Source organism: Verrucomicrobiia bacterium, from assembly GCA_035577545.1.
In the GTDB taxonomy this organism is placed as follows: Bacteria; Verrucomicrobiota; Verrucomicrobiia; order Palsa-1439; family Palsa-1439; genus Palsa-1439.
In genome coordinates, this window is the sequence record DATLVI010000035.1 from 128,229 (window position 1) to 153,745 (window position 25,517).

Annotated in this window: 19 protein-coding genes; 8 read left to right on the plus strand and 11 right to left on the minus strand. The window is 58.4% G+C overall.

What is annotated here, in order from left to right; genetic code table 11:
- The first annotated feature begins 78 nt into the window (after positions 1 to 78).
- Genes gspE (VNL17_13730) through VNL17_13745 form a run of 4 tightly spaced genes read left to right on the plus strand, consistent with a single transcriptional unit; the run spans position 79 to position 5,966 of the window.
- On the plus strand, positions 79 to 1,797 hold the full coding sequence (gene gspE / locus VNL17_13730; protein ID HXI85140.1) for a type II secretion system ATPase GspE: 1,719 nt from the start codon (positions 79 to 81) through the stop codon (positions 1,795 to 1,797).
- A 47-nt stretch (positions 1,798 to 1,844) separates the two neighbouring features.
- Positions 1,845 to 2,921, plus strand: a complete 1,077-nt coding sequence (locus tag VNL17_13735; protein HXI85141.1) for a type IV pilus twitching motility protein PilT — start codon at positions 1,845 to 1,847, stop codon at positions 2,919 to 2,921.
- Between the two features lie 3 nt (positions 2,922 to 2,924).
- On the plus strand, positions 2,925 to 4,631 hold the full coding sequence (gene gspE, locus VNL17_13740; protein HXI85142.1) for a type II secretion system ATPase GspE: 1,707 nt from the start codon (positions 2,925 to 2,927) through the stop codon (positions 4,629 to 4,631).
- A 42-nt stretch (positions 4,632 to 4,673) separates the two neighbouring features.
- Positions 4,674 to 5,966, plus strand: coding sequence for a type II secretion system F family protein (locus tag VNL17_13745; protein HXI85143.1), 1,293 nt, complete (start codon positions 4,674 to 4,676; stop codon positions 5,964 to 5,966).
- A gap of 53 nt (positions 5,967 to 6,019) precedes the next feature.
- Here the strand turns inward: VNL17_13745 and VNL17_13750 are convergent, their stop codons facing one another.
- The 5 genes from VNL17_13750 to pilM form a co-directional block, all read right to left on the minus strand.
- On the minus strand, positions 6,020 to 6,916 hold the full coding sequence (locus VNL17_13750) for a 5'-3' exonuclease H3TH domain-containing protein (GenBank protein ID HXI85144.1): 897 nt from the start codon (positions 6,914 to 6,916) through the stop codon (positions 6,020 to 6,022).
- Positions 6,917 to 7,005: 89 nt separating this feature from the next.
- Positions 7,006 to 9,558, minus strand: coding sequence for a tetratricopeptide repeat protein (locus tag VNL17_13755; GenBank protein ID HXI85145.1), 2,553 nt, complete (start codon positions 9,556 to 9,558; stop codon positions 7,006 to 7,008).
- A 102-nt stretch (positions 9,559 to 9,660) separates the two neighbouring features.
- A complete protein-coding gene (locus VNL17_13760) occupies positions 9,661 to 10,467 on the minus strand; it encodes a hypothetical protein (protein ID HXI85146.1) in 807 nt (268 codons plus the stop codon).
- 24 nt (positions 10,468 to 10,491) lie between these two features.
- Entirely contained in the window at positions 10,492 to 11,415 is a 924-nt protein-coding gene (locus VNL17_13765) for an Amuc_1100 family pilus-like protein (protein HXI85147.1), read from the minus strand.
- A gap of 1 nt (position 11,416) precedes the next feature.
- A complete protein-coding gene (gene pilM, locus VNL17_13770) occupies positions 11,417 to 13,198 on the minus strand; it encodes a type IV pilus assembly protein PilM (GenBank protein HXI85148.1) in 1,782 nt (593 codons plus the stop codon).
- A 308-nt stretch (positions 13,199 to 13,506) separates the two neighbouring features.
- On the opposite strand from pilM, the gene VNL17_13775 reads away from it, so the two are divergent.
- Positions 13,507 to 14,877 carry a DUF1570 domain-containing protein gene (locus VNL17_13775; GenBank protein ID HXI85149.1) on the plus strand — a complete coding sequence of 457 codons (1,371 nt, stop codon included), beginning with the start codon at positions 13,507 to 13,509 and terminating at the stop codon, positions 14,875 to 14,877.
- Entirely contained in the window at positions 14,850 to 16,793 is a 1,944-nt protein-coding gene (locus VNL17_13780) for a S8 family serine peptidase (GenBank protein HXI85150.1), read from the plus strand. The genes VNL17_13775 and VNL17_13780 overlap by 28 nt, the downstream gene beginning before the upstream one ends.
- Before the next feature lie 117 nt (positions 16,794 to 16,910).
- Here VNL17_13780 and VNL17_13785 read toward each other — a convergent pair whose 3' ends face one another.
- The 4 genes from VNL17_13785 to VNL17_13800 form a co-directional block, all read right to left on the minus strand.
- Positions 16,911 to 17,459, minus strand: a complete 549-nt coding sequence (locus VNL17_13785) for a hypothetical protein (protein ID HXI85151.1) — start codon at positions 17,457 to 17,459, stop codon at positions 16,911 to 16,913.
- A 25-nt stretch (positions 17,460 to 17,484) separates the two neighbouring features.
- Positions 17,485 to 18,165 carry a hypothetical protein gene (locus tag VNL17_13790; GenBank protein HXI85152.1) on the minus strand — a complete coding sequence of 227 codons (681 nt, stop codon included), beginning with the start codon at positions 18,163 to 18,165 and terminating at the stop codon, positions 17,485 to 17,487.
- Positions 18,166 to 18,206: 41 nt separating this feature from the next.
- Positions 18,207 to 19,163: a transposase gene (locus VNL17_13795; protein ID HXI85153.1), complete on the minus strand. Its 957-nt coding sequence runs from the start codon at positions 19,161 to 19,163 to the stop codon at positions 18,207 to 18,209.
- A 544-nt stretch (positions 19,164 to 19,707) separates the two neighbouring features.
- Positions 19,708 to 20,583: a phosphoribosylaminoimidazolesuccinocarboxamide synthase gene (locus tag VNL17_13800; GenBank protein ID HXI85154.1), complete on the minus strand. Its 876-nt coding sequence runs from the start codon at positions 20,581 to 20,583 to the stop codon at positions 19,708 to 19,710.
- Positions 20,584 to 20,610: 27 nt separating this feature from the next.
- On the opposite strand from VNL17_13800, the gene VNL17_13805 reads away from it, so the two are divergent.
- Positions 20,611 to 20,763 carry a hypothetical protein gene (locus tag VNL17_13805; GenBank protein ID HXI85155.1) on the plus strand — a complete coding sequence of 51 codons (153 nt, stop codon included), beginning with the start codon at positions 20,611 to 20,613 and terminating at the stop codon, positions 20,761 to 20,763.
- Here VNL17_13805 and VNL17_13810 read toward each other — a convergent pair.
- Entirely contained in the window at positions 20,731 to 22,206 is a 1,476-nt protein-coding gene (locus VNL17_13810; GenBank protein ID HXI85156.1) for a leucyl aminopeptidase, read from the minus strand. The genes VNL17_13805 and VNL17_13810 overlap by 33 nt on opposite strands.
- A 245-nt stretch (positions 22,207 to 22,451) precedes the next feature.
- On the opposite strand from VNL17_13810, the gene VNL17_13815 reads away from it, so the two are divergent.
- Complete coding sequence (locus VNL17_13815) at positions 22,452 to 24,728, plus strand: ATP-binding protein (GenBank protein HXI85157.1); 2,277 nt, start codon at positions 22,452 to 22,454, stop codon at positions 24,726 to 24,728.
- A 33-nt stretch (positions 24,729 to 24,761) separates the two neighbouring features.
- Here VNL17_13815 and VNL17_13820 read toward each other — a convergent pair.
- Positions 24,762 to 25,517: hypothetical protein (locus VNL17_13820; protein ID HXI85158.1), on the minus strand; the 756-nt coding region annotated here is incomplete at its 5' end.

The window sequence follows — 25,517 nt, forward strand, 5'->3', positions numbered from 1 at the left end:
TTGCGACGATCCGTCTTCTTGACGGGTCGACGCATAGGCGGTACTGTTTGGCAGAACCGCCGCAGTCTCGCGAAGGATATGCCGGCTCAAGACGAATATATTGTTGAAATTCTCCGCGACGTTGGGCTTGTTTCGCACGAGGACATCCTAAAGGCGAAAGAACGCTCGAAGGCGGAAGAGGTGGGGCTTGTCGACGCCCTCGTCTTGATGGGGCGCGTCAGCCAAAAGGACGTGGTCAAGGCGCTCGCCAGCCAGTTCAACATGGACACGATTGACCTCGCGGAATATCGCGTTCCCGATGAGATCGTCGCCCTCGTACCAAAGCACGTCGCCCGCCGCTACAAAATCGTTCCCGTTGGCAAGCATGACAATACACTCACGGTCGCGATCAGCGATCCGCTGGATGTCGATACGGTGGACAGCCTGCGATACATCCTGCGGATGAACGTAGAGGCGGTCGTTGCCGCCAAGACCGACATTGAGAACTCGATTACCCGCTACTATGGCAGCGCGGACGATACGGTCGAGAACATGCTGCAGGAGATCACCGAAGGCGAAGTGGATTTCGGCCTTCCGACGAACAAAGCGGCGCAGAGCAAACTCGAAGACGTGGCCGAAACCGATGCCGACGCTCCCATCATCAAACTCGTCGGTTTGGTGATCATGGAGGCCTACCGGAACCGGGCGAGCGATATTCACATTGAGCCGCTGGAAAAGCGGCTGCGGGTACGGTACCGTATCGACGGCGTGCTGCAAGAAGTGGATAATCCGCCGAAGCGGTTGCAGGCCTCGATTATCAGTCGCCTCAAGATCATGTCGAATATGAGCATCGCCGAGAAGCGCGTTCCCCAGGACGGGCGCATCCAGATTCCGGTGATGGGTCGCACACTGGATCTACGCGTGTCCTGTCTGCCCACCAACCACGGCGAAAGTATCGTCATGCGTATCCTCGACAAAACCAGCCTGCTGCTCGGGCTGGGTGACCTCGGGTTTTTCAGTGATGACCAGGAAACGATGACCAAGATCATCAACATGCCGGACGGGGTCTTTCTGGTGACAGGGCCGACCGGTTCGGGCAAGACCACCACGTTGTATGGCTGCTTGAACGAGATCAACAAGCCCGACCGCAAGATTATTACCGTGGAAGATCCTGTCGAGTACCAGCTCGGCGGCATCAACCAGGTGCAGGTCAATGCAGACATTAACCTGACGTTTGCCGCCGCGTTGCGCTCAATTCTGCGCCAGGCGCCAAACATCATCATGATCGGTGAAATTCGCGACCTTGAAACCGCGAACATTGCGGTGCAGGCGGCGCTGACGGGTCACCTGGTGTTTTCGACCTTGCACACGAATGACGCGCCCTCGGCTGTGACACGTATCGTTGATATGGGTGTGAAGCCGTTTTTGGTCGCTTCCGCGGTCAAGGCGATCATGGCGCAACGGCTTATCCGCAAGGTCTGCCCCAAGTGCCGCGTGCCGTATATGCCGACTGATTATGAGATGGAAGTACTGAAAATGAATCCCGACGAGGTGAAGAAGTCCACCATGGTGCGCGGCAACGGTTGCAATGAATGTTCGAGGACGGGCTATCGCGGGCGCATGGGTATCTACGAGATTTTTTCGGTGGACGATGAGGTGCGGCGACTGATTTACGAGAAGGTACCCTCCAATGTCATCCGCGCTCGCGCGCGTGAATTGGGGATGCGGACGTTGCGCGAGGACGGGGTTCGCAAGATCATGGCGGGCATTACGACGCCCGAAGAAGTGATCTCCATCACGGCGGGCGATGAAGGATAAGGTTCACGTGGTCCGGTAAACAGTTCAGAGAACGGAGAGAGTTGCTTATGTCGGCGCAAATGGAAGACCTGTTGCAGGTAATGGTGGATGAGGGCGGCTCTGATTTGCACATTCGGGTTGGTGTGCCGCCCGTCATCCGATTGCATGGCAAGCTGGTGCACATGGATCTGCCGGTGCTCCAGCCGGAGGACACCGAAAGCATCATGAAGGCGATCACCTCCGAGGCCCACATTCAAAAGGTCCGCGAGCAGGGCGGCACTGACTATGGCTTTGCTTTCGGCGAAATGGCGCGGTTCCGAGTCAGCGTTTTCAAGGAGCGTGGTAACTTTGGCATGGTGCTGCGCCAGATTCCCAACAAGCTGATGTCGTTGGAGCAAATCGGCCTGCCACCTTCCGTGAAGGACATTCTATTTCGTCCACGCGGGCTGGTTCTGGTGACCGGGCCGACCGGCTCCGGCAAGACGACGACGCTGGCCTCGATGATTGACATCATCAACACCGAGGAAGACTGCCACATCATCACGATCGAGGACCCGGTGGAGTATTACCATCCGCACAAGAAAAGCATCGTCACGCAGCGCGAAGTGGGAGTCGACGTACCTGACTTTGCCGAGGCGTTGCGGCGCGGTTTGCGTCAGGATCCCGATTGCATTCTGGTCGGCGAAATGCGCGACCTGGAAACGATGGAAGCCGCCATCACGGCGGCGGAAACGGGGCATCTGGTCTTCGCGACGCTGCACACCACCGGTGCGGCGCGCACGGTAGATCGCATCGTCGATGCTTTTCCGACAGACCAACAGGAACAGATCCGCACGCAGTTGGCCTCCTCGATCATCGCCGTGATTTCCCAGGTGCTGCTGGTGCGGGCGGACGGGAAGGGGCGGGTGGCGTGCTTCGAGATCATGATTACGACGCCGTCGATCCAGGCGTTGATTCGCGATAATAAGACGTTTCGCATCACGTCGGACATCCAGACGGGGGCCAAGTACGGCATGATGACACTCGATTCGAATCTCATGAGCTTGTACGAGCGCGGATTGATCAGCTACGGCGATTTGATCACGATCGCGCAGGATCCACAGGCCATCGTTGCCAAACTGCAGGGTGAAGGCGGAAGGCGGTAAACCATGTTCGAAGGTGAAGGCGCCATACTTTCTGAACTGCTGCGCGAGCGTAATCTGGTCGGGCCGGACCAATTTCGCGAGCTGCAGGAGGAGCACGAGCGCACCGGCAAGCCGTTGTCGCAGGTCATCATCGATTTTGGCCTGGTCAGCGAAGAGCAGTTGCTGCGTGCGGTGGCCGAGCACCTGAACCTGGAGTACCTCAATCTCGAGGACATCGATATTGACAAGGCCGTGCTCCGCATCATGCCATCGAGCGTGGCGCGCATGTACCGGGCGGTGCCTGTCACCATTGCTGGAAACACCGTCACCGTGGCGGTGATGGATCCGTACAACGCGCAGCTTGTCGGCGAGCTTTCCTTTATCCTCGGCAAGGATGTTCAACTGGCCGTCGCGCCATCGAAACAGATTGAGGACGCGATCCTTCGTTTCTTCGGCGAAGAAAGCGAGTCCCTGAAAGACGTGCTGGAGGACATGGAGTCGCAGCTCGCTTCCGCGGAGGTCGTGGAGACAGCGACGAAAACGGGCGGGACCGCGGCCCTGGAGGAATTGGCGAGCCAGGCGCCGATTGTACGGTTCGTGAACCTGATCCTGTTCCAGGCGATTCAGGACCGCGCCAGCGACATTCACTTTGAACCGTTCGAAGACGAATTCAAGATTCGCTACCGCGTGGACGGCGCCCTGTATGAAATGGCGCCGCCGCCCAAGCATCTGGCGCTACCGGTAATTTCGCGCATCAAGGTCATGTCCAACCTGAATATCGCCGAGCGCCGCCTGCCGCAAGATGGACGCATCCAGCTCAACATCGGAGGCAAGCAGGTGGACCTGCGCGTTTCGACATTGCCGACGCAGTATGGCGAATCGGTGGTGCTTCGCGTCCTCGACCGCACAGTGGTCAACCTTTCGCTGGAAAGCCTGGGAATGCCGAATGATATTTTTGAGAAGACGACAGAAGTCATTAAGGTGCCCAATGGCATCTTCATTGTGACGGGGCCGACGGGATCCGGCAAGACCACCACGTTGTACTCCTGCTTGAAGCGAATCAATACCGTCGACATGAAACTGCTTACCTCGGAAGATCCTGTGGAGTATGACATTGAGGGCATCATGCAAGTGCCGATCAATGAAGCGATCGGCCTGACGTTCGCGCGGGCGTTACGTGCGTTTCTGCGCCAAGATCCCGATATTATCATGGTCGGCGAGATGCGCGACCTGGAGACTGCGCAAATCTCCATTCAAGCCTCGCTCACAGGCCATTTGGTGTTCACGACCCTGCATACCAATGACGCGTCCGGCGCGGTCACACGCATGATTGACATGGGCGTCGAACCGTTTCTGATCAGTTCCACGCTACAAGGAGTTCTCGCCCAGCGTCTCGTGCGCACCAGCTGCAAGAAGTGCAAGATTGCTTATGAGCCGACCGAGGCGGTATTGTCCGAGTTGGCTCTGACAAAGGAAGACACGCAGGGTCGTCCATTTTATTATGGCAAGGGCTGCATGGAGTGCAACGAGACGGGATACAAAGGGCGCAAAGGTCTGTTCGAACTGCTCGTCATGTCGGAACCGATCCGTGAACTGATCAATATGCGCGCACCTGCGGGTGTCCTTCGAGCGCGGGCACTGGAATTGGGAATGAGGACATTACGGGAAGACGGCATTCGCAGCATTCTCGATGGCGAGACAACCGTGGAAGAGGTTCTTAAGTACACATAACAGCGCGGACGCTCATTGGGGCGCGAGGCGCGGAGGATGGTCATGCCAAAATTCAACTATGTAGCGTTGGACACGCGGGGCAAGGAAATCAGCGGCGTCCTGGAGAGTGAAAACACAACGTCGGCGGTAAGTCGCATTCGCGAGATGGGCTACTTCCCTACAAATGTTGCCGAGGCCGATAAAGCGGCAGCGAAGAAGGGCGCCAAGACGCCGGGAACCCCCGCACAGGCGGGTGGCAAGGCTGCAGCCAAGAAGGGGCTTGGCTCCATGGGTCTCAGTTTTGGCTCTGGGAAAGTCAAAACCAAACTCCTGACGGCGTTTACACGTCAATTGGCCACGCTGATCGACGCGGGGTTGCCCTTGCTGCGCGGTCTCGACGTGCTGCGGAAGGGAGAAAAGAACGCGACGCTCAAGCGCACGTTGCAACAGATCGCCGAGAGCGTTGAAGCAGGCAGCACGTTCAGCGAAGCGCTGGCGCAGCATCCGAAGGTATTCAACCGCCTTTACGTCAACATGGTGCGCGCCGGCGAAGCGGGCGGCGTACTCGACGTGACTCTCGGGCGGCTCGCCGACTTTCAGGAAAAGGCCCAGAAGATCAAGAACAAGGTCATTTCAGCGATGGTCTACCCGGCCGTCGTCATTTTTGTGGCATTGGCCATCGTGTCGTTCCTGATGATCGTCATTGTCCCCAAGTTTCAGGAGATCTTCAACGACCTGCTCGAAGGCAAATCTCTGCCCGGATTGACTTTGTTCGTCATGCAGGTCAGTAATCTCGTCCAGCATCAGATTCTGCTCGTTGCCGGCTGTATCGCCGCGTTGGTGATTTCTATCAAGATGATCGGCAAGACGGAGAAGGGACGGTTCTACCTGGACAAGATAAAACTGAACGCCCCCATGTTCGGACAACTGATCCGCAAGGTTGGCATCGCTCGTTTCACGCGCACGTTGGGGACGCTCATCGCCAGCGGCGTGCCGATTTTGCAAGCCCTCAACATCGTGCGGGAGACCTCGGGCAATGCCGTCATCGCGAAGGCGGTTTCACAGGTCCACGACTCCGTGAAGGAGGGGGAACGCATTGTGCAGCCGCTGGAGGCCTCCGGGGTATTCCCACCCATGGTGATTAGCATGGTGGATGTCGGTGAGGAAACCGGCGCCTTACCCGACATGTTGATGAAAGTGGCCGACGTGTATGATGACGAAGTGGACAATGCGGTGACAGCGATCACTTCCTTGCTGGAGCCGATCATGATCGTGTTCCTGGCCGTCGTCGTCGGAACCATTGTCATCGCCATGTTCATGCCGCTGATCAGCGTCATCGGTTCGCTGGGCGGTTAGGCGTAATAGAATTGAGCAAAGGGCGGCGGTTTTGCGCAGGCGAAACCGCCGCTTTATTTCGCACTGAAGAGATCCCTCTCTTCCGTCGCGGATGACCCTGTCAATTCTGCCAGCAGGGATTTGAACCCGAATCGACGATAGAGAACGGCGAGGGCAGCCGTATCCGCAGGGTGCACCTTCAAAGCCCCCAGATCGACAGCCAAAGGGACATCGGTTTGAAGTGCGATCAGCCGCTGATTGGCCCGCAGCCTGTCGGCTGAGGCGATCAGGGTTTCGCGCAGTTTCGGTTTGGCAATTTCGGAAACGCGGGCCAGAAGGTTGTCCAGAGTACCATACGCCTGCAGTAATTGGGCGGCTGTTTTCTCGCCAACCCCGTGCGCGCCGGGGATGTTATCGACTGAATCACCCAACAAACTGAGCAGATCGACCATCTGCTCAGGGGTAACGCCGAAGCGCGTTTTAACCGCAGCAGGATCGACAACGACGGTTTCCTTGCCATCCGGACGAAGAAGGCGAATACGTGGTCCTACGATTTGCATGAAATCCTTGTCACTGCTGGCAATGAGCACGTCGCAGCCCGTGTTCGCAGCCTGTACTGCGAGCGTGGCGATGATGTCATCCGCCTCGTCGCCCTCGACCTCGACGATGGGGATGCGCAGCGCCCGGAGAATCTCGCGTATCGCGGGAAGTTGGTCTTCGAGAGCGGGCGGGGTAGGTGGGCGCTGCGCCTTGTAACTGGGTAGCAGCGCGAGCCGTTTTTGCGGGGCGCCAAGGTCAAAGACGGCCGCATGATGGGATGGTCCATGGTCCACAGCCATCTTCTTGAGCATTTTGGTCAGCCCGTAGATGGCGTTGACGGGCGCACCATCCGGGCCGGTGAGAACGCGAATGGCGAAGAACGCGCGGTAAATCAGCGAGTAGGCGTCATAAAGAAGTACGGTCTCAGACATGGTGCGGTGAAAGTTATCACGCCGCCTGGAATAAAACAATCCGGCCAGCACGGTGGCTTCAAGTCAGGTTATTCGGAGGAGAGCGTCAGCTACCGGGCGCTGGCCGTTATTGGCGTGCGATGAATCGGATTGCCTGATGGATCGATCAGCCGTGCGGTCACGAAGATAAGTAGGTTGCGCTTGGAACGCGACGTGGTCTTCGTACGAAACAGGCGTCCGACCATCGGAATGTCGCCGAGGAAAGGGACTTTATCGTCAATCTTCTGCAGTTGCTCCGTGATGAGGCCACCCAGAACGACCGTTTGACCGTCCCAAATTACGACACTGGTGATCAGATCGCGTGTGGAAAACAGCGGCTGCTTGATATCGTTGGCAGTCGTGACAGTACCCAGGTTGATGACGTTACCGTAGTTGATGAATCCAAGGAAATCCGTGACCTGGGGGATGAGAGTCAAGCTGATCGTGTAGCCGTCGGCTCCAACGAACGGGGTGACGTTGAAGACCACGCCAACCGGTCGGGTTGCGAAGGCAGTCGGAGTCGACGGTGTTACCGTGGGAGCCTGGATGGCGCCGCTGACGGCCGTACCTGGTTGGATAACGGCGGTGCTGAACGTTGTGGGATAGATGAACTCCTGCGCGACGCGGATCTGTGCTTGCGCGCCACTGATCGTGGTGACCTTTGGCGACGAGAGGACGTCGGAACTTTGTTTTTGGGAGAGCGCCTTGATAATGACCTGGAACTGTGGATCCGTCAAAATGCCGCGGATGGTACCGATTTCGGATGAGCCCGAGGCAGTAGTGCCGAAACCAGCACTTGCCAGGAGCGCGTCAATTGCATTTCCCTGGATAACGGTGGAGTCTCGCAGGCCGGACGTCACGTCGAACGATTGATTCGGGACAGTACCGCTACCGGGAGGAAAGGCCCCAGACCCGTTGCCGCCGGTCGCATCGAAACTGCCAAGCTGCTTGGTGCCGACCTGCCAGTCGAAGCCAAGCTCATCGAGGTCATTTTGGGAGATTTCCACAAATTTGGCTTCGATTTGGACTTGCGGTGGGATGGCATTGAATGTCGCCAACACGCGCTCGAAATCCTCAAGGTTTTCCACTGTATTATGGACGACGATGATACTGGTACGTTCATTGTAAAAAATGCTGGAATTTGTAGGGAACAAGACGCCAGCGTCGACGAACATTTGTTTGATGGTATTGGTCGACACAGAAATACTGACTTGGGGAAGAACGGAGGCCGGTCCAGATTGTACCGCTGGTGACGCTTGGGCCGCGCCGCCGGCTCCACCACCGGTTGCTTGCGTTTGCGTCGTGACGGCCGTGTAATTTGTGACCTCCACAGAAGGTCTGAACGCACCGGGATTGACAGGATATATGCGCGTGACCATATCGCCTGATGGAGCATCGATCGGCAGGACGATCACCGCGCTGGATTCGACGCGATATTTCAGGTTGGCGAGAGTCGTTACGTATTTCAAAGCCTCAATCAACGGAACATTCCGCAAGGAAAGTGTGATCTTGCGACCTTCAACTTCCCCGGCACCTGCCGCGGCGCCTGGTTCTGCTGCCGCGCCGGGCGCGGGAACTGGTGGCGGCGCAGTTGGCGGAGCGGCGGGGCCACTTGGGGCCGCGATGCCACCGCCCAAGACAATATTTACACCGACGTGGTCGGGGAGATCGAGCCGCCGGCTTTCGTCGCTAAGGAAGGTGATGACGTCGCTGACCACCGCTTCACGGTAATTGATCTCGGGGACAATAATCTCGTTCAGTTTCCGCACAATTCCTTGCTGGCGCACGGCCTCGCGACTAATGACACTGCTGTCTTTATCGATGGGGGGCGGCTGGGACTCACGATTGAGGGGCGGAACCCAGGCGTCCTCGACTTCCCGCAGGCGACGGGTGCGTGATTCGTCACCGGCACCCATGGCGATATCATTGCGCGCCTTGTCGACCGAGCGGAGCAGGGTCTCGGCATCCGCATTATAGGGATCGAGCATGAGGACCTGTTGGAAGCGTCGCTCGGCCTCGTCGTACTGGCCGGAGTTCATGAGGATCTTGCCTTCGCGAAAAAGCTTCTTGATCTGGTCTTTTCTGGCAAGGAACTCGGGTGTTTGGTCAGGGGCGGACCCGGAAGAAGAACTGGCAGCAGCGGAAGATTGTCCTCCAGTAGTGGTCGGCGTCGATCCAATCTTCTTCGTCTTGATAATAACATTCTCAGCAGCGTGATTCTTGGGGTCGTATTCCAACGCTTTTTGGGCCAGTTCGCGGGCCTTTACGTAATCACCGGCTTGAAAAGCGGCATCAGCGAGGCGCGAGTACGAAGTGGTTAGGCCCTGCAACGCGCTCGAGTAATCGATTTCCGTGGCTTTCGCCCGTGGGAGGATCCTGACAGCTTCTTCGAGCTTGGCGATGGCATCCTGATACTTGCCGCTGTAGTAAAGCTTCTTTCCCTCATCAATCAATTTACGGGCGGCGATCTGGGCTTCCTGGCGGCGAACGATCTCTTCTCGGGCAGCTTGCTCCGGGCTCGTGGAGCTGGTGGATGAGGAGGATGCCGTTGCGGCAGGCAGATTTCCAGACGCGAACAAACATGCGCCGCTCGTGAGCAATACCAACAAAATTCTTCTTGTCATATGGCAGTTCTCCATTCCGTTCTCAACTCGCCCGAGGCGCCGCGCACACCCCCCTATCACCATGCTAAAGCAGTAACCTTTGGGATTCCTGTGTAAGCCGAACTACTGCTGAGACTTGATGGTGTAGTTCTCCCCTGTCTGCAAATCAACGATTACCATCTGCTTCAGATCGATGTCAACGACTTTGTAAGTTTTGCCGGCACACTGGATCGGTTGTCCCCGGCGGAATTCGCGAGTTGGAGTCGCGACATCGCAGCGGACAAGCGCCACCGGTTCTTCTTCCACCCCCGCCTGTCCCAAAACGAGGGTCTTCGGTTTGTTTCCCGGATGCTGCACCGTCAATTCCGATACATCGGTATCGTGTTTGGCGCCGCTAGCCGGATCGTCTACGGTCTTTGACTTCTTCTCGAACTTCACGACTCGGTAACCCGTGTCCTCGTAGCGATCCTTGATGGGGTCGCCCACGGCCGGAATGAAGAACGAGTGGGCTCGAAATTGGAAATTGGCCTGGAAGTTATAGCCCTCTCCCTTGTCGGCGTTGTAGGAGTACGCCTTGAAAAGCAGGGTAAAGGGTTTGTGGACCGAGGCTACCAGAATGGGGAGGCCGTTCGTCGGGTTCCCCCCCACGAAGACGTTTGTCTTGGGTGGCACGTAGCCCCCGGGGTTGAAAATCTTGAGGTCCGCGTTCGTTGACCAAATGGGCGGATCCGCCACCGCCTGGAGAGCATTCGACAAGACTTGCAAGGGAACGTGGGAAGTGAGTTCTGGCTTGGGCGCGCGACGAGGCGCCTCATTTAGTTCCGTGCTAAGCGCACTGACTTTCAGGGCAAGTAAGACTGCCGAGACAATCAGGAGGACCAGCGCGGCCGCCAGGGTGATTTTCTCGTAGTGTTTCTTCAGGAAATCCATGTCGAATCTTTCAGCCTTCGCCAACTATGCATCCGGCTTTCCCGTTTCGGCCTTGCCTGTCGGCTTGCCGGAGAATTCGATCAGGTCGACCCGCACGGTCACAGCCAGATGCGCGCGTTTTGGCGGCGAAACGGCCGTCGGCGCGGGGGCCCCGCCGTGTGATCCAGCCGCCGGCTTCTCAGTGGGTGGGGGGGGCTCGCCAGTGATCTGCACCCTGCGAACGGCAAAGAACCAATCAGACCGCGTGAGACTGTTAAGAAAATCGCGCAACGCTTCCGGCGTGCAATGGAATTGAAACTCAAAGGGTAATGTTTGATAGAGCGCCTTGGGATCGTTGACGATTGGCGCATCCAGTGTGTCGGGGCCGTTGGACGGTTCGACTTCGGAGCGGCGGATCTGGTTGAGGTCATCCACGTGGCTTTCGATGAGCAAGGTGCTGATCTTTTCGATGGCACGCAGTTGCTTCACCAACAGGGTCACGACACGTTTGGTGTCCTCTTCGGAAAGGTTGCGCGCCGGGATGGTGGGTGGCGTTCCGGCGTAACGGCTGAACCCGAAAGCGAAACCGTCCACAATTTTGACTCCCGCACCATCGGCCGCTTGCCCCAATTTGGCCAATTGGGAAGCCATCATTTGCAGGAAGGCGACGGGTCTGAGGTCAGGAGGCGCGTGGACGCGGCTGTGCGCGACGTTGGCCAGAAGCTCCTGATAGAGGTGGTCAACCTGTGCCCGGTCCTGCTTGACGATGTCAATGTTCGCTGGCGACGGGGCCGGCTTGGTCTGGAGCAGATGGTTGAGTTGCGACATCTGTTCTTGCAGTGCGGCATCAATTTCCGCCTTCTTGCCTGACGCCTGCTGCTGGAGCCAAACGACCACCCCCAACACGATCAGGAACGCCGCGACAAACGAGACGATCATTACATGTTTTTTCAGCCACGAGAGGTTCATGTCACATCGAGAGAGGTTTCGCCAGTTTCGCCCGCACGGTGAAGGTAAAGGTCTGGCCCTGCAACATTGGATTGGGCGGCACGACGATCTCCACGCCGGCCTTGTCAAAAAAATTCGTCGATTCGCTCAGGCTCTGTTTGAAGTCTTCGACCGACTGAATGTCCCGCTCGGGATTCTCCGCGGAATGAATCCCCGCGCCTTCAATGCGCAGTTCGCCGATGGTCTTGCTCGAGCCGGCGGCTGGAGCGCTGCTTGGGGCGGCTTCTCCCTCGCCCTCCTCGGCCCCGGGGCGCATGCGACCGCGGCCACGCGCGGAGCCGCCGGATACGGGGGCCGGGCCACCGGAACCGGTGTCCGCCTGCGGGGTGAGTGAGACGATCCAAATGTTGTTGGAGCCGAGGCGTCGGTTGAGGTCCTGCAGCAGCTCGGGCCATAACGAGCGCTGCTGGATCAGTGAAATGACCTGGTCCGCCTTGCCGTTCAGTTCAGCAAGTTGCCCCTGCTCACGGGCGAGTTTTTGGCTGAGGTCATTAAGATTATTGACCTTGTCCGACACGACATCCAATTGACGCCTCGTCAGGTTCATCGTCTTTTGCGTGTACCCCAACCAACACAGCGGGATAAGCAGCACGCAAACACCGGCCCCGGCCAGGTAGGGGCGCTTGTGTTTCATCTGTTGGCGCGCGCGCACCGAATTGGGAAGGAGATCGACCTCGATGGGGCATTCGGTGTGTTTCCGCAATCCCAGGCCGACGACTTCGCCGAAGAAATGCGCTGAGCGGGCAAGTTCCTCGCGTGAAATACGCGAGTCGATTTCAACGTTGCGGAAAGGGTTGAAATACTCGATGTCCGTCTGAATCTTCTCCTTAAAGAAGCGGTCCGTGTAGGGAATGATCGAACTTCCACCGGAAAGCAGGACGCGCGCGGGCGGGCTGCCACCTTGTTGACCCTTGTAAAAATTGATCGAGCGGGCGATCTCCGCGTGCAACCGGGTCATTACGTTGCGGATGATCTTGCTGACCCGCGCCTGCGTTTCGCTCTCGGGCTCCTCGTAAGCGCCACCCAGCGCGACGAAGCCCTGGGCTTTCTTCATCTGCTCGGCTTCGAGAAAGGGGATGTTAAACTCTGAAGCGATGCTTTGCGTGATCGCGTTGCCGGCGATGGGAATCGAGCGCGAAAAGACGCGATGTTGCTCCAGGAATAAAAGATTGGTCGTGCGCGCCCCAAGATCGACAACCATGGTGCAACCTTCCAGGTCGCCATAGTTGTAGCGGACAGCGTTGTATAACGCCATCGGCGCTACGTCCACCATCTCGGTCTGCAACCCACACGACTCGACGCCTTCGGTCAGGTCCTCAATGATGTCGCTCTTGATCGCCAGGAGCACAACCTCCAGCTCGCCATCCGGGTTTTTGCCCAGCAACTGGTAGTCCCAAATAACCTCGTCGATCGGGAAGGGGACGTTCTGCTGGGCCTCATACTGGATGATCTGCGTGACCTTCGACTCGTCGACGGGCGGCAGCTTGACGAAGCGCGTGAATACCGACTGGCCGGAGACGCTGAAAACGACGTTGGTGGCCTTGATGTTTTTTTCGCGCACGACATTCCGCACGGTGGAGACAATCAACGCCTTGCGGTTCTCCTCATGCTCGGGGTCGATGCCGAGATCAGCGAAGTTGAAATTGGTCAGGCGCAGCCCCTGGCCCTTGGATGCCTGAAACTCGCCAACTTTGACTGTCGAGGCGCCGATATCCAGCGCCAAAATTCGCTCGGGACCTAACATGAGTCGTGTGTCTTCGTTTCCTGATTACGGCGTCGGTTTGGGTGCCTCATAAATCCGTGGGAGATGGAGCCTGAGCAAAACTGAGAAGAGTGGGTATCAGAAACGCGACTGCCAATGTAGAGATTCGTATTGTATTTCGATCACTCATTCGTGCCTCCTGCGGGAACGCGCCTAATCCCAGTACGGCGAAGCATCTTCTCGTCGACAGAATGTAAAGTGGTCGGCCATATCGGTCAACAGCAAAAGCGACTGTTTACAGATTTGTACACACGGGCACGGGCATATTTGGTGCTAGTTACGAGAGGTGAATGCGTCTCTGCTCCGAAGCCGAATTTATCTTGCACCCAGCGTGCCTGCTACGCCGCCATGCGTTCCTTTGGGCCGGCGCAGTCATCCTGCTTTCCGGGTGTGGCCGGTCCCCCTCGGCGACCCATTCGGAAATCGCCCGCACCACGACACCGGCCGATGAACAACGCGCGGCCGTCACGGTCACGGCTACGGATGCTGTGCGACCGCTCACCGTGGATGAACTGGCCCGCAAGACCGCGCTCGAAGCGGAATTGGCCGACGAACGCCCGACACAGCGCCTGAAGTTGCGGGATGGCCACGTTCTGGAAGGCCGCATCGTTTCCGAAACTCCTTCCGCTATCCGGTTTCGGGACGGTTTCGGATACTCCGGTTTCGTCGTCGAATCGTACAGGCGCGCCGACATCCTCGCGGTTGAAACATTGACGGCGGCTTCCTTTGAGGTGACGCCCCGCGACGTGCGGTTCAGCGCCGAGTTTCCGCAGTTTCATTTCGCCAAATCCCCGCCCTATACGATTGTCACCGACGAATCGTTTGGTGAGGTGCAGAAGATCCTCGTGGTCCTCGCTGACTTGCGGGAACAGCTCCACCAGCGGTTTGCCCCGCTGATCAAGCGGGACGGCGAACTGCGCAACATCCACGTCGTGTTCTTCGGCTCCGAGGAGGCGTTCCGCAAGTACGCGTTGCGCGTCGCGCCATCCTTTGTCAACAGCGCGGGCTTTTTCTCTTCTGGCGAGAACCGTCTCGCGTTGCTCAATCAATTGGGGACGTCCCGCTATGCGGACGCGCGAGGCCGCCTTGATGAGCGCAGCCGCCGGTTCAGCAATTTCGCCGACGCGGGCCCGCAACTCGCCGCGCTGCGATCCGGAATGACTTCCGAGGCCAAGTCGATGAACGAGCGGCTGATCCGTCACGAAGGCGCGCACCAACTCTTTCATGCGTACCACGTTCACTCACGCTTCGGCCTGGAGCCAACCTGGCTCACGGAAGGTCTGGCGCAATACTGTGAGACGCCCGAAATCGGCCGTTATCACGCGACCCTGGCCGACCGCGTAATGCGCGCGAGCAAAGCCGGTCAACTGCTGCCGTTGAAAACGCTGCTCAATCATCGCGACCCCTCCGGCTTCTTTGCGCTGGGCGAGGGGAACATCGAACTGGCCTACGCGGAGAGCTGGGCGCTGGTGTACATGCTCATGCAGGACGAATGGCGCGGCCGCTTCTTCGATTACATCAAATCCTACCGCGACGTCGACAATTACCGCGCCGCGCAAGCCGTGGAAAGAACCCAGCCCGAAACGGTGCTGGAAGCCCGCTTGAAGATGGACCTCAACACACTCGAAAGCCAATGGGATTCTTTCATAACACATCTGTAATTCGCCGCGTCGTCGTGTACGGCGTGTCCGTGCTACTGCTGCTCGTCGTCTTGACGCGGGCGCGTGGTTTCGGGCAGAGCGGGCCACAGGGCCGCGCATCGCTATTGACGTTTGACGGCCTTCAACATGCCCTACTCGGTGACACGAAGAAGGCGTACGAACGCGATTCCGCCCTCGCATTGCGCAACGAGGCCACCGATGGCAACGGCGACCAGGGCAATTCCATCCACGACAAGCAGGTTGTGTATGCGGCGGCCCGCGACATCCCGGCGCACGACGATGCGGGTCGCCCCAACTATGTGCCGGGCCAGTTGATCGTTCGTTTCCGCGGCGGCGTCTCGCATCACCGCCAGGATGAAATTGTCGATGAGTTGGGTGCGCGCATTCTGCGCACCCTGGACGCCCATCGCGGCGAGTACCTCGTGGTGCTTTCCGGGGGAGTGTCCGTACCCTCCGCCGCGCAGCAATTCGCCGCGCTTCAGGAAATCGATTTAGCCGAGCCGAACGTTCTTCATTACATCAACGACATGCCCAGCGACTCCTTGTACACGGCGTTCGACGGCCAGTCGACCGAACTTCAGCGCTGGTACTTCAACGGGATCGGCACGGACCGCAATCTCAACGCCGAAGCCGCTTGGAACATCACCACGGGCAGTTCGAACATTGTCATCGCCGTGATCGACACCGGGGTTGCCATCAACCATCCCGATCTCGCGGCGAATATTTGGACGAACCCGGGCGACGATAGCAGCGACGGCTATACGAACGACGTCCACGGTTGGGATTTTTATAACGGCGACAATGACCCGAACCCCGATCTTGGCGATGGTGTGAGCGGCGACGGTAACGTCTTCCACGGCACCTTTGTAGCCGGTGTTGCGGCAGCTGTTTCCGATAACGACGAGGGTGTTGTCGGGGCGAGCTGGCACAGCAAGATCATGCCATTGAAAGTGTTCACCAACACGGGCGGCGCGCCGGCCACAGCCATCGCCGAGGCCATCCACTACGCCATCGACCACCACGCCAACGTCATTAATATGAGCTTTGGCAGTCCCGTCCCGACCAAGGTCATTGCCAGTGCCCTCCAGGAAGCGTCGGCGAAGGGGATCATCCTGGTGGCTGCGGCCGGTAACAACGATTCCAACCGCCGCAGTTATCCCGCCAGCTATCCTGGCGTCATCTCCGTGGGCGGCACGGGCAGTGGCAGCGTGCTGAGTGGTTACGGCTCCACCAACATCCAGGGCCGGGCCAGTTTTTCGGAGTTCGGCCCGAAGGCGGTTGATGTCGTCGCCCCCGCGGTCGATATCGTCAGCACTGCCGTTCTCAGCATGACCGACCAAGCCAAGGGAGAAGGCAAAGCCGGGGACTTCAGCTATTTTTACGGGAACGGCACGTCATTTTCCTCTCCCCTTGTCGCCGGCGAGGCTGCGTTGCTCCTCGCGCGCGCTGAGCAACTTGGACTTGACGGTTCCATCAGCGCCAGCAGCATTGAGGATGTCATCGTTAATGCCACAACCCCTCTTGGTGCTGACCCGACCGCGTTGCCGGACGCGGGGCCGAATTGGGCCAATCACGGACGTGTCGATTTTCTGGCGGCCGTCCAACAGATCGGCCCGGCCCTCGTCACCGCGCCCAAGGCGCCCCTCAAGATGTCCGCGCAGGTAGTCGATCCGGGTGTCGTGGAATTGAATTGGGTCGACGGCTCCGGGAATGAGCAAGGCTTCCTGATTGAACGAGCTGAAAAAGACGGCAAGACCATCGGCAGTTTCGACGTCATCGCCGAGGTCGACCACAACAGCACCAACTTCACCGACGATAGTGTCGCGTCCGGTGTCACCTACGCCTATCGCGTCGCCGCTTTCAACGTTGCCGCCACCAACTCCGTGCGCAAAGCCGCGACCGTGACGATGCCGTAGTTGATCCGGACGGAGCGGTTGACGGTAACTGAGTGAGGGGACGAACCGCATAAACCAATTGCCTGATACTGAGACCTATCCTACCCTGCTTCGTCCCTTGATGACTGCTTGGCCTTCTCACTGCTTTTGAAAAACCATCGGCTGAGAAAAACCGTTCGTTCTCGTGCTGAAATAGGTAGGCAGTTGCGAACTCGTCGCTTTTAGATGAATGGAGCAGTCTCTTTCCTCGCTGGCGAGAACCTCCCCGCTAAGAACGCCGTTTTTTACATCGTTGCTCACAATGCTTGGATCCGGAAGACTTACATAAAGCATTGTTCTCTGGGCATCCGTCGAGATTTTGTAGATGTTCCACGATGTCGCATCCCGCCAAACCGATGCGAGCATTATGCCATTCGTCGCAGTTAGCACGACCGTGTGATCGTTAGATTCGGCAGCAGTTATGAATGTTGCTACAACCGACCCCACCTGTCCAGTGCTCACTCGCACAATCAACTGGTTTGTTGGTGTATACGTGCCGACGCTCATTAACTGCCAATTGCCAAGGAAAGGTGAGACATCTGCGCCCGTTCCTGGTGGCGCATCAACGGGGTTGTCCGAAAACTGGTTGATGCACGATGACATAAAAACAAGTGGGATGGCAATCAAGGCACTGATTCTCATCTTCACAATCTCATCTCCTGTATACCATCGCTTAGTTCTGTTTCGACTGATACTGTGGGCATGGCGGTGGCTGCGCTGGCGGCGTCGGCAAGTTCTTTATCCATCTGAGTTTTCCTTGGGCCAAAGCCGCTAGTACTTGCTGCTGGCAGTCGCAGGTTGGACACCCAAGCGTACGCCCTATGCCATTGTTGTGCAAATCCATTGATGCCTGATTGCATTCGTTTGATGAGTATTGCTCATGAGCGTCCCCAGCTTGTTTTGCTAAGTCGGTGCCCACTAGCTTCGCGGCCAAGCAGCTTGCATACGCGTGCTGGAATGCGTTACCAATTGCACCATCCCACCGGTCTGACGCATTCGGAAAATTGTTGCTCGTGATAACAAACGCTTGATCCCGTGCCGTGAAAAGATCTTGCGCTGCGCCCGGATGAAGAATGCCTATCCCTATCTCCGCGACGGACCCGTGCCCTTGGCCAATGATACTCAGATCAACAATGCCTGAATACGCAGACGGAACAAATACGAATATGCCGCGCTCATCTTTCACGTCCGGAGCTTGCTTGTCGGCAACTCGCACTCGCACATTGCCGTTCACTGCGTTTGTGCCGATTTTCAACAGGCCATTCGTGGAAATGCTGGCCGCACCCGTTTCATCTGTTGGGATTGACCACAGCACTTCGCGGTCCGGTGGTGTCGTCTCGGCGTAGAACTGCATCGTGCACCCCGCGCATAGTACACTAATCATTGTCATTGGGGTCAACTCAATACACTGGACAGATCCTTCTTAAGGCGCGCCAATTTCTGTCGCAATACCTTATCTTGTGCGCTCCGCTGCTCGATGCGACGCACCACTTGCCCAACGCCGCTACCGTCCCGGTATCCCTGCTCGCGGGCCACCGTCGCATTGCGCTCGCCGCCGAGCCGCACGCGCGCCCAAATTCTGATTCGCTCATCGGTCTCGCGTGCGAGCGCCTCCGCCAAGCGCCCACGGCAGTCCGACTGTTGACGGCGTAGCAACCACGCTGCCTCAACTCCCGCTGGTTTACGCGCCACGTGCTCCCGCACCTTGTCCAGCAAGCCTTCACCGCCCAAGACCAGGCCATCGATCAGTCCGTCCCACGGATTCTTTATCGTTCCCTCAAACCATCGCGCGATACTTTTGCGATATTTGCGGTGGGCGGTCGTCGGATCCTCACCCCAATACCGCAACCAGTCCTGACACAACCAAGCCGGAGGCTTGCGTTCCAACCCCGCATAGGCCCGATGGCTGCTCCAGCGATAGATTGCCAATTCCCTCGCCCGATCCGCCGCGATCTGGTCGCCCCGCCGGCGTGGTCGCACCGGATTTAAGTGAATGTATTCCACCAACCCCTGGGCGTATGCGTCGGCCTCTACTACCTGGGCTTTGAAGCGGCCCTGAAACAGGTGTCCGCTACGCCGATGGCGACGATTAAATCGCACTGTGTAAGTTACCTGCAACCATCCCACGGCTTGGCTGAGGTTGGCTTGGGGTGTGTCCAGGAGCAGGTGGTAGTGATTGGCCATCAGACAATAGGCGTGCAGGCGCACTCCAAAGCGCTCGACCGTCTCCGCCAGAGAGTCCAGAAACCGATGCCGATCTTCATCATCGTGGTAGATGGCTTTGCGTTCGTTGCCACGGGCCATGACGTGGTAGACCGCATCGGCAAACTCCACTCGAAGAGGACGGGCCATTCCCTTGAGATTAACATCGCGGATCTTATTGCGTCAACTGTCCAGTGTATTGAGTTGACCCCAATGCCAGTAGATGACGCGTGTGTCCACGAGCGAGGAGGGTTTGGCAGTGGGAGCGGTTGCTTTCTTCGCCACGCCGGCAGTGTAGTAAGACAGAGACCCTTCGACAAGCTCAGGTGACAGACGAAGAGGGGGTAAATGGGCGGGGCAACACACTGGAGACCTCCGGTCGATTAAAGTGCGCGGTCAGGCCCCGAAAGCGTTCGGGGTAAAAGTCCGGCGCACAACAGGCAGGAACAACCCGGCTGTTTCCCTCTGGACATCGGATTCCGATAGTGGTATGGTGGGCGCAGTTCTTTGACATCCGCCTTCGCGAGACCGCTACGGCGGACAGGTCCGCCTTACTAAGTGCAAGGCGGCGAGAAAGGGTGGCAGGGGTAATCGCGGTTGCAAACCGCTCCTACGGGGAGCCAATACATGTTTTTGCGAAACGAACCCCCCAGTTAAGAGGTTGCGGCACAATCTGATGCGGTTTTGGGATGTTTCAGGCGGTCAGGCGCGTGAGGGCTTCGAGGTATTTCTCGGTGGTCTTGCGGACTACGTCGTCGGGGAGGACGGGGCCGGGGGCGGTCTTGTCCCAATCCAGCGTTTCGAGGTAGTCGCGGACGAATTGTTTGTCGAAGCTGGGCTGCGGTTTGCCGGGGGCATACGCGTCGGCGGGCCAGAAGCGCGAACTGTCCGGCGTAAGAGCTTCATCGATGAGGAGCAACTTGTCGCCATCGAGACCGAATTCAAATTTTGTGTCGGCGATGATGATGCCGCGTTGGGCGGCGTAATCGCGGGCGAAGCTGTAGAGGGCCAGGGAAATGTCGCGGACCTTTTCGGCAAGCGGCTGGCCGATGATGCTGGCACAACGCTCGAAGTCGATGTTCTCGTCGTGGCCTGTTTCGGCTTTTGTGGCGGGCGTGAAGATCGGCTGGGGAAGCTGGCTCGATTCGACGAGGCCTTCCGGCAGGCGATGGCCGCCGACCATGCGAGTTTGATTGTACTCCTTCAAGCCGGATCCAGCGAGGTAGCCGCGGACGACACACTCGACGGCCAGGGGTTGGCACTTTCGCACCAGCATCGAGCGACCACGCAGCGATTCGAGATTGCCAACACGCGCGTTGAGTTTTGCGTAATCGTTGGTGATGAAATGGTTCTCGACGATGTGTTTGGTCTTGCCGAACCAGAACTCGCTCAGGGCGGTCAGGACGCGGCCCTTTTCGGGAATCGGATTGGGCAGGATCACGTCGAAGGCACTGATGCGATCTGTGGCGACAAACAACAGCGCGTCGCCGAGATCGAAGACCTCGCGCACCTTGCCGCTTTTGAGTTTCTTGACGCCGGCGATATCGATTTGTGAGATTGTGTTCATCATGACGCTCGCCTAAGATGCAGCCATTGTATGAATCCGAGCCGGAAGTTTAAGGAAAATGTTTTGGTCGTCGGATTTTTTTCGCTCAGTGTCGCCATCGTGGTGATCCTGGTCGTCGGCGCCTGGAAGGCGCGGACATCGTCGCGCCCGTCAACTCCAACGACGGAGCAGGTCAACCACTAACCGCACGCCGAATCCCGTCGCGCCCTTCGTCAGGTACGGCAAATCCTCGGTGGTCCACGCTGTCCCTGCGATATCGAGGTGCGCCCAGGGGACGTCGCCGACGTACCTCGCGAGAAATGCGGCGGCGGTGATCGCCCCGCCATAACGCCCGCCGGTGTTCTTGATGTCGGCCACGTCGCTCTTGATCTTGTCCTTGTATTCCTGCCAGAGCGGCAACGGCCAGACGCGGTCGCCCGTGCGCCCGGCTGACGCGCGAATCTTCCCTTGCAGCGCCTCGTCGTTCCCCATCAACCCGGCGGCGATGCTGCCGAGGGCGACGACGCAGGCGCCGGTGAGCGTGGCGAAATCGATGATGGTCTTTGCGCCACTCTGACGGGCGTAGACCAGCGCGTCGCCGAGCACGATGCGGCCTTCCGCGTCCGTGTTGAGGACTTCGATGGTCACGCCACGCTTGTCCGTGCCGCGATAGCTGGTCACGATGTCGCCCGGCCGGTAACTCGTCGAACTGGGCATATTCTCCGCGGAAGAAATGACGCCGATGATATGGAGTGGCAGTTTCAACTGGGCGACGGCCTTGAGGATCGCGAGAACGGCCACGCCGCCGCACTTGTCGAACTTCATTTCGTCCATCTTGTCCGACGGTTTGATCGAGATGCCGCCGGAGTCGAAGGTGATCGCCTTGCCGACCAGGGCGATGGCGGCCGGTTTGGTTCCACCACCATTGTATTCCAAAACGATCAAGTGCGGTTCATTCGTGCTGCCACCGCCGACCGCGAGCAGCCCGCCGAAACCGCCTTTCTCCAGTTCCTTCTTGGCGAGAACGGTACAGGCCAGGCCCGATTCCTTGGCGAGGGTGCGGGCGTAGTCGGCGAGCACACGCGGCGTCACCACATTGCCGGGCAGGTTCCCGATTTCGCGGGCATAGTTCGTGGCCTCCGCAATAATCCGGGCTTCGGTGACGATACGCTTCGCCACTTTCAGATCAGCTCGCGTCGGGATGCAAATCGTAAGCGAGTTCAAGTTGGTCGGCGCGTCGTCATCCTCTTTGAACTGGCGGAACTTGTACGTCGCGAGGATCGTCGCTTCGACGATGGCGGTCAGGGTATCATCGCCGAAGTCATCTCCCACTTGCACGGCGGCGCGTTCAATGCCGGAGTCGCGGAGTTTTCTGGCCGCAAGTCCCATGGCCCGACGCATGGTTTCGAGGGTGAAGTTGTCGCGAGGACCGAGGCCGACCAGCAGGATCCGCTGCGGGGCAAGTTTGCCTGCGGTGTGCAGGAAAAAAAGCTGTCGCTCGGCGCCACGGAATTCCTTGGGACCGACCCGGCGGAGGAGATTGCGGAAGGCCGCCGGTCCCTCAAGGTGTTGCTTCTCGAACGCGAAGAGAACGACAGCGGGTTGTTTTTGAGAGAGCGCCGAGGAGGTCGTAAGGGAAAAATTCATGTTCGCGGCGGATTATAGCAGTGAGCGTGAGGGCGTCAACGATGACGCATTCACAATCCGGTCGACCCTGTCTGGCCAAGTTTTAGCCCAATGCGGGTATTTCGCAGCTTTCGCAAAGGATTGGACAGGAACAGGTAGGGAACCCGCTGCTTGGTCTTTTCCGTGGCAAGTTTCGTGCTTTCTGAAGGTTACAGAGGCGCGGGACATCGGTTACCAGGCGACCGAAAGAGATCGCAACAGCAGACATGAACGACAACATACCGACGGACGTAATCGCGTTCGTAAACGAGGCCTTTCCAGCCGATGGCCTAAGGGCGGCGCTCGTTCTGGCGATTCTCAGCGCGTGGGCGGTCATCGGCCTATTTGCCTACATCAACCTGCACGCCCGCAAATCCTATCTCCGTTTTTGGGCTGTGGCTTGGTTGTATTATTCCCTCTACCTCGCGGCGGCGCTCGGGTTGGGAGAATGGTCGGATTCGTCCTTGGTTGTGGTCTTGCAGTGCGCCAGCATTGGCGCCACCGCACTGTGCCTGTTCTGGGGCAGTTGCCAATTGATCGGTCAGGGGCGGAACAATCGCGAATTGGGACTGGGCCTGGCGATGACGCTCGTCTGGAACTGCGTCGCTGTCCGCCAACTGACGGATCGTCTCTGGGTTACGGTTCCCATGTTTCTGCTGCTGGCGCTCGCGAGTGGGTACACGGCTGTGATCTGCCGACAACATTACCAACGCGGTGCGAATGTACTGGCGACCGGTTTCTGGCTGTGGCCATTACCCTTGCTGGCCTTCCTCTTCCAGAGTTCCGTTCTGCCGGGTTTGTTGACGGTGGGCTGTCTCGCGTCGGCGGCGCCCGCGCTGTGCGTTGTGGTGGGGATGTTGATCCTGACATTGGAAGAGTCGCGAAAGGACAACGGGACGTTGGCCGCAGAGATCAACAAGGGCGCCGCGCATCGCCGCCTGCTTGAGCAGGAGATTAGTATTTCTGAGCAGAAGTACCGCCTGCTTTTCGATTCGGCCAGTGACGCGATCTTTCTGGTGGACCTCGCGGGCCTCACGATCGTGGAAGCCAATCCGGCCGCAGCGGAACTGGCGGGACGCGAAGCCAACAAACTCATCGGGCGCCCGCTTCAGGATCTTTGCCCGAAACTCCGGCAGTGCAGCACGAGCCTGCTGGAGAATAAAAAGAGTGTTGAGGGATTGTTCGACGCCGCCGGTGAGTTTCATCTCGTGCGGGAGCAGGGTGAGCAAATGCTTTGTGAAGGCAGCGCCACACTTGTGGATTATCACCAGCGGCCCGTGATGCAAATGAACGCCCGCGAAATCACGGGGCGCAAGAAAATGGAGCAGCAGTTGCGGCAGGCGGAAAAGCTTTCGGCGCTCGGGCAACTGGTCGCGGGTGTCGCGCACGAATTGAACAACCCGCTCGCTGTCGTGATGGGCTACGCGCAAATCTTGTCGAGATGCGTAACGCTTGACGAAAAGGTGCGCAAGGATTTACTCAAGATCCTTCACGAGAGCGAGCGGGCCGCTAAGATCGTTCGCAATCTGCTGACTTTTGCGCGTCCGCGCGAGCCGCACCTGGCCGTGGTCGACGTGAACCGCCTTGTCTCCGAGGTTTTGGAAACACGTGAAATCCAGGTCCAGAGCGCAAGCGTCCAGGTGCTGCGACGGTTGGCCCCCGATCTGCCGGCGACGAAAGCGGATGCGGACCAGATTGAGCAGGTCCTGGCGAACCTGGTGACGAACGCGGTGCAAGCGTTGGATAAGCATCTTGGTAAACGCGTAATCGAAGTGACGACCGAGAAGCGCGATGACAAAATTCGCATTGCCGTCGCCGATAGCGGTCCCGGCATTCCGCTCCAGATCCTCGACCGAATTTTCGACCCGTTCTTCACGACCAAAGGGCCGGGGAAAGGCACGGGCCTGGGTCTGTCGATTTGCTACAGCATCATGGAAGAACACAAAGGAAAGATTTGGGTGGAGAGTGAAGCTGGCAAGGGCGCACGGTTCATTGCCGAGTTGCCCATTGTAATCTGCCTGGATTCGGCCAACGACGCAGGTGCCGCGGGAGATGAGCACGCGCTGGATCCGGACGCGCCGCAGCGTCGGCTTCTCATTGTGGACGACGAGCCCGGCATTGTTGACGTGCTGCAGGAGGTGCTCGGTAGCAGTGGGTATCGCATTGAAACGGCGTCAAATGGCGCCCAGGCGCTCAAGTGCATCGCCTCTCAGAAGTATGATCTCATTATCTCCGACCTTTGCATGCCCGAAATGAGCGGCGAAAAACTTCACGCTGCTATCCAGGAACACTATCCGCACCTACTCGACCGTGTCATTTTCGTCACCGGTGACACGGTGAGCCCGGGCTCACACAGTTTCCTTGAGCAAACCGGGGCGCGCTGGCTCAGCAAGCCGTTCAATATTGCTGAAATTGAGAGCCTTGTCCGTAGCTACCTCCGCGCCGAACCGGGTTCCCAAGCACCCGGCCAGAACGAGACCGAAGAAGTCCCGGCCACAGCCTGACGAAGAATCTGCCGTCGGGCCGTCGCCGCACTCCTAGACGCGGCGCTCGGGTTTGGTCAGGGTCATGACCAAGCCAGCCCAGAACACCAGTGCTACCGTGAGCAGGGGGGCGACCCACGGCGGTAGCAGCGAGTGGATCTCGGCAACACTGCTCCCGTGCATGTATGCCAGCCATATATCCAACCGCAAATTCAACACCGTCAGGACTGCGGTCCATGACAAAGTCAAGTGCCCGGCGATGGCTCGCATCGCCGGCACGCCAGTCTTGCCTCGAAGACTGATGATTTGCCAGGCACCCAACCCGAGCATCAATCCCGTAACGACGATCGCCGTGCCGGTGTCATGCGTCCGCCACGCCAACGGAATCAACCACGAGAAAAACGCCAGGGTCGTGCAGCCCATCACCACGGCGTTTCCGGCGGGCTTCAAGGGGACCATGCCGGGCCGTTGAATGTCCCCGGCCTTTTCGCTCTGTTGACGAAGGAGAATAAACCGCCGCATCATGAGAATCGTCATGGTAACGGCAATCACAGCGTAGAGCCACCAGTAGCCCGTCATCAGACGAAAATAAGTCGGGTCACTCCACTGCAAATGCTGGCGTAAGGCCCCCATCCCCAGTTGGCCCGGCACCGCCCAGAGCAGCACGAAAACCCAAAGGCTGGTGAACGCAATTTTTTGGGCCCGCCGTTCGGCTTCCGTCGGGGCGGCGCGCACCACCAGCCAATGGGCGAACATTCCGCTGAAAATCCCCAAGAACGGAGCCAACCATGCCAGGACACCTGATTTCGC

What these genes read in the sequence shown, in the direction of transcription:
- gspE (HXI85140.1), top strand. Translation starts at nt 79, where the DNA reads ATGCCGGCTCAAGACGAATATATTGTTGAAATTCTCCGCGACGTTGGG.
- VNL17_13735 (HXI85141.1), top strand. Translation starts at nt 1,845, where the DNA reads ATGTCGGCGCAAATGGAAGACCTGTTGCAGGTAATGGTGGATGAGGGC.
- gspE (HXI85142.1), top strand. Translation starts at nt 2,925, where the DNA reads ATGTTCGAAGGTGAAGGCGCCATACTTTCTGAACTGCTGCGCGAGCGT.
- VNL17_13745 (HXI85143.1), top strand. Translation starts at nt 4,674, where the DNA reads ATGCCAAAATTCAACTATGTAGCGTTGGACACGCGGGGCAAGGAAATC.
- VNL17_13750 (HXI85144.1), bottom strand. Translation starts at nt 6,916, where the DNA reads ATGTCTGAGACCGTACTTCTTTATGACGCCTACTCGCTGATTTACCGC.
- VNL17_13755 (HXI85145.1), bottom strand. Translation starts at nt 9,558, where the DNA reads ATGACAAGAAGAATTTTGTTGGTATTGCTCACGAGCGGCGCATGTTTG.
- VNL17_13760 (HXI85146.1), bottom strand. Translation starts at nt 10,467, where the DNA reads ATGGATTTCCTGAAGAAACACTACGAGAAAATCACCCTGGCGGCCGCG.
- VNL17_13765 (HXI85147.1), bottom strand. Translation starts at nt 11,415, where the DNA reads ATGAACCTCTCGTGGCTGAAAAAACATGTAATGATCGTCTCGTTTGTC.
- pilM (HXI85148.1), bottom strand. Translation starts at nt 13,198, where the DNA reads ATGTTAGGTCCCGAGCGAATTTTGGCGCTGGATATCGGCGCCTCGACA.
- VNL17_13775 (HXI85149.1), top strand. Translation starts at nt 13,507, where the DNA reads ATGCGTCTCTGCTCCGAAGCCGAATTTATCTTGCACCCAGCGTGCCTG.
- VNL17_13780 (HXI85150.1), top strand. Translation starts at nt 14,850, where the DNA reads ATGGGATTCTTTCATAACACATCTGTAATTCGCCGCGTCGTCGTGTAC.
- VNL17_13790 (HXI85152.1), bottom strand. Translation starts at nt 18,165, where the DNA reads ATGCAGTTCTACGCCGAGACGACACCACCGGACCGCGAAGTGCTGTGG.
- VNL17_13795 (HXI85153.1), bottom strand. Translation starts at nt 19,163, where the DNA reads ATGGCCCGTCCTCTTCGAGTGGAGTTTGCCGATGCGGTCTACCACGTC.
- VNL17_13800 (HXI85154.1), bottom strand. Translation starts at nt 20,583, where the DNA reads ATGATGAACACAATCTCACAAATCGATATCGCCGGCGTCAAGAAACTC.
- VNL17_13805 (HXI85155.1), top strand. Translation starts at nt 20,611, where the DNA reads ATGAATCCGAGCCGGAAGTTTAAGGAAAATGTTTTGGTCGTCGGATTT.
- VNL17_13810 (HXI85156.1), bottom strand. Translation starts at nt 22,206, where the DNA reads ATGAATTTTTCCCTTACGACCTCCTCGGCGCTCTCTCAAAAACAACCC.
- VNL17_13815 (HXI85157.1), top strand. Translation starts at nt 22,452, where the DNA reads ATGAACGACAACATACCGACGGACGTAATCGCGTTCGTAAACGAGGCC.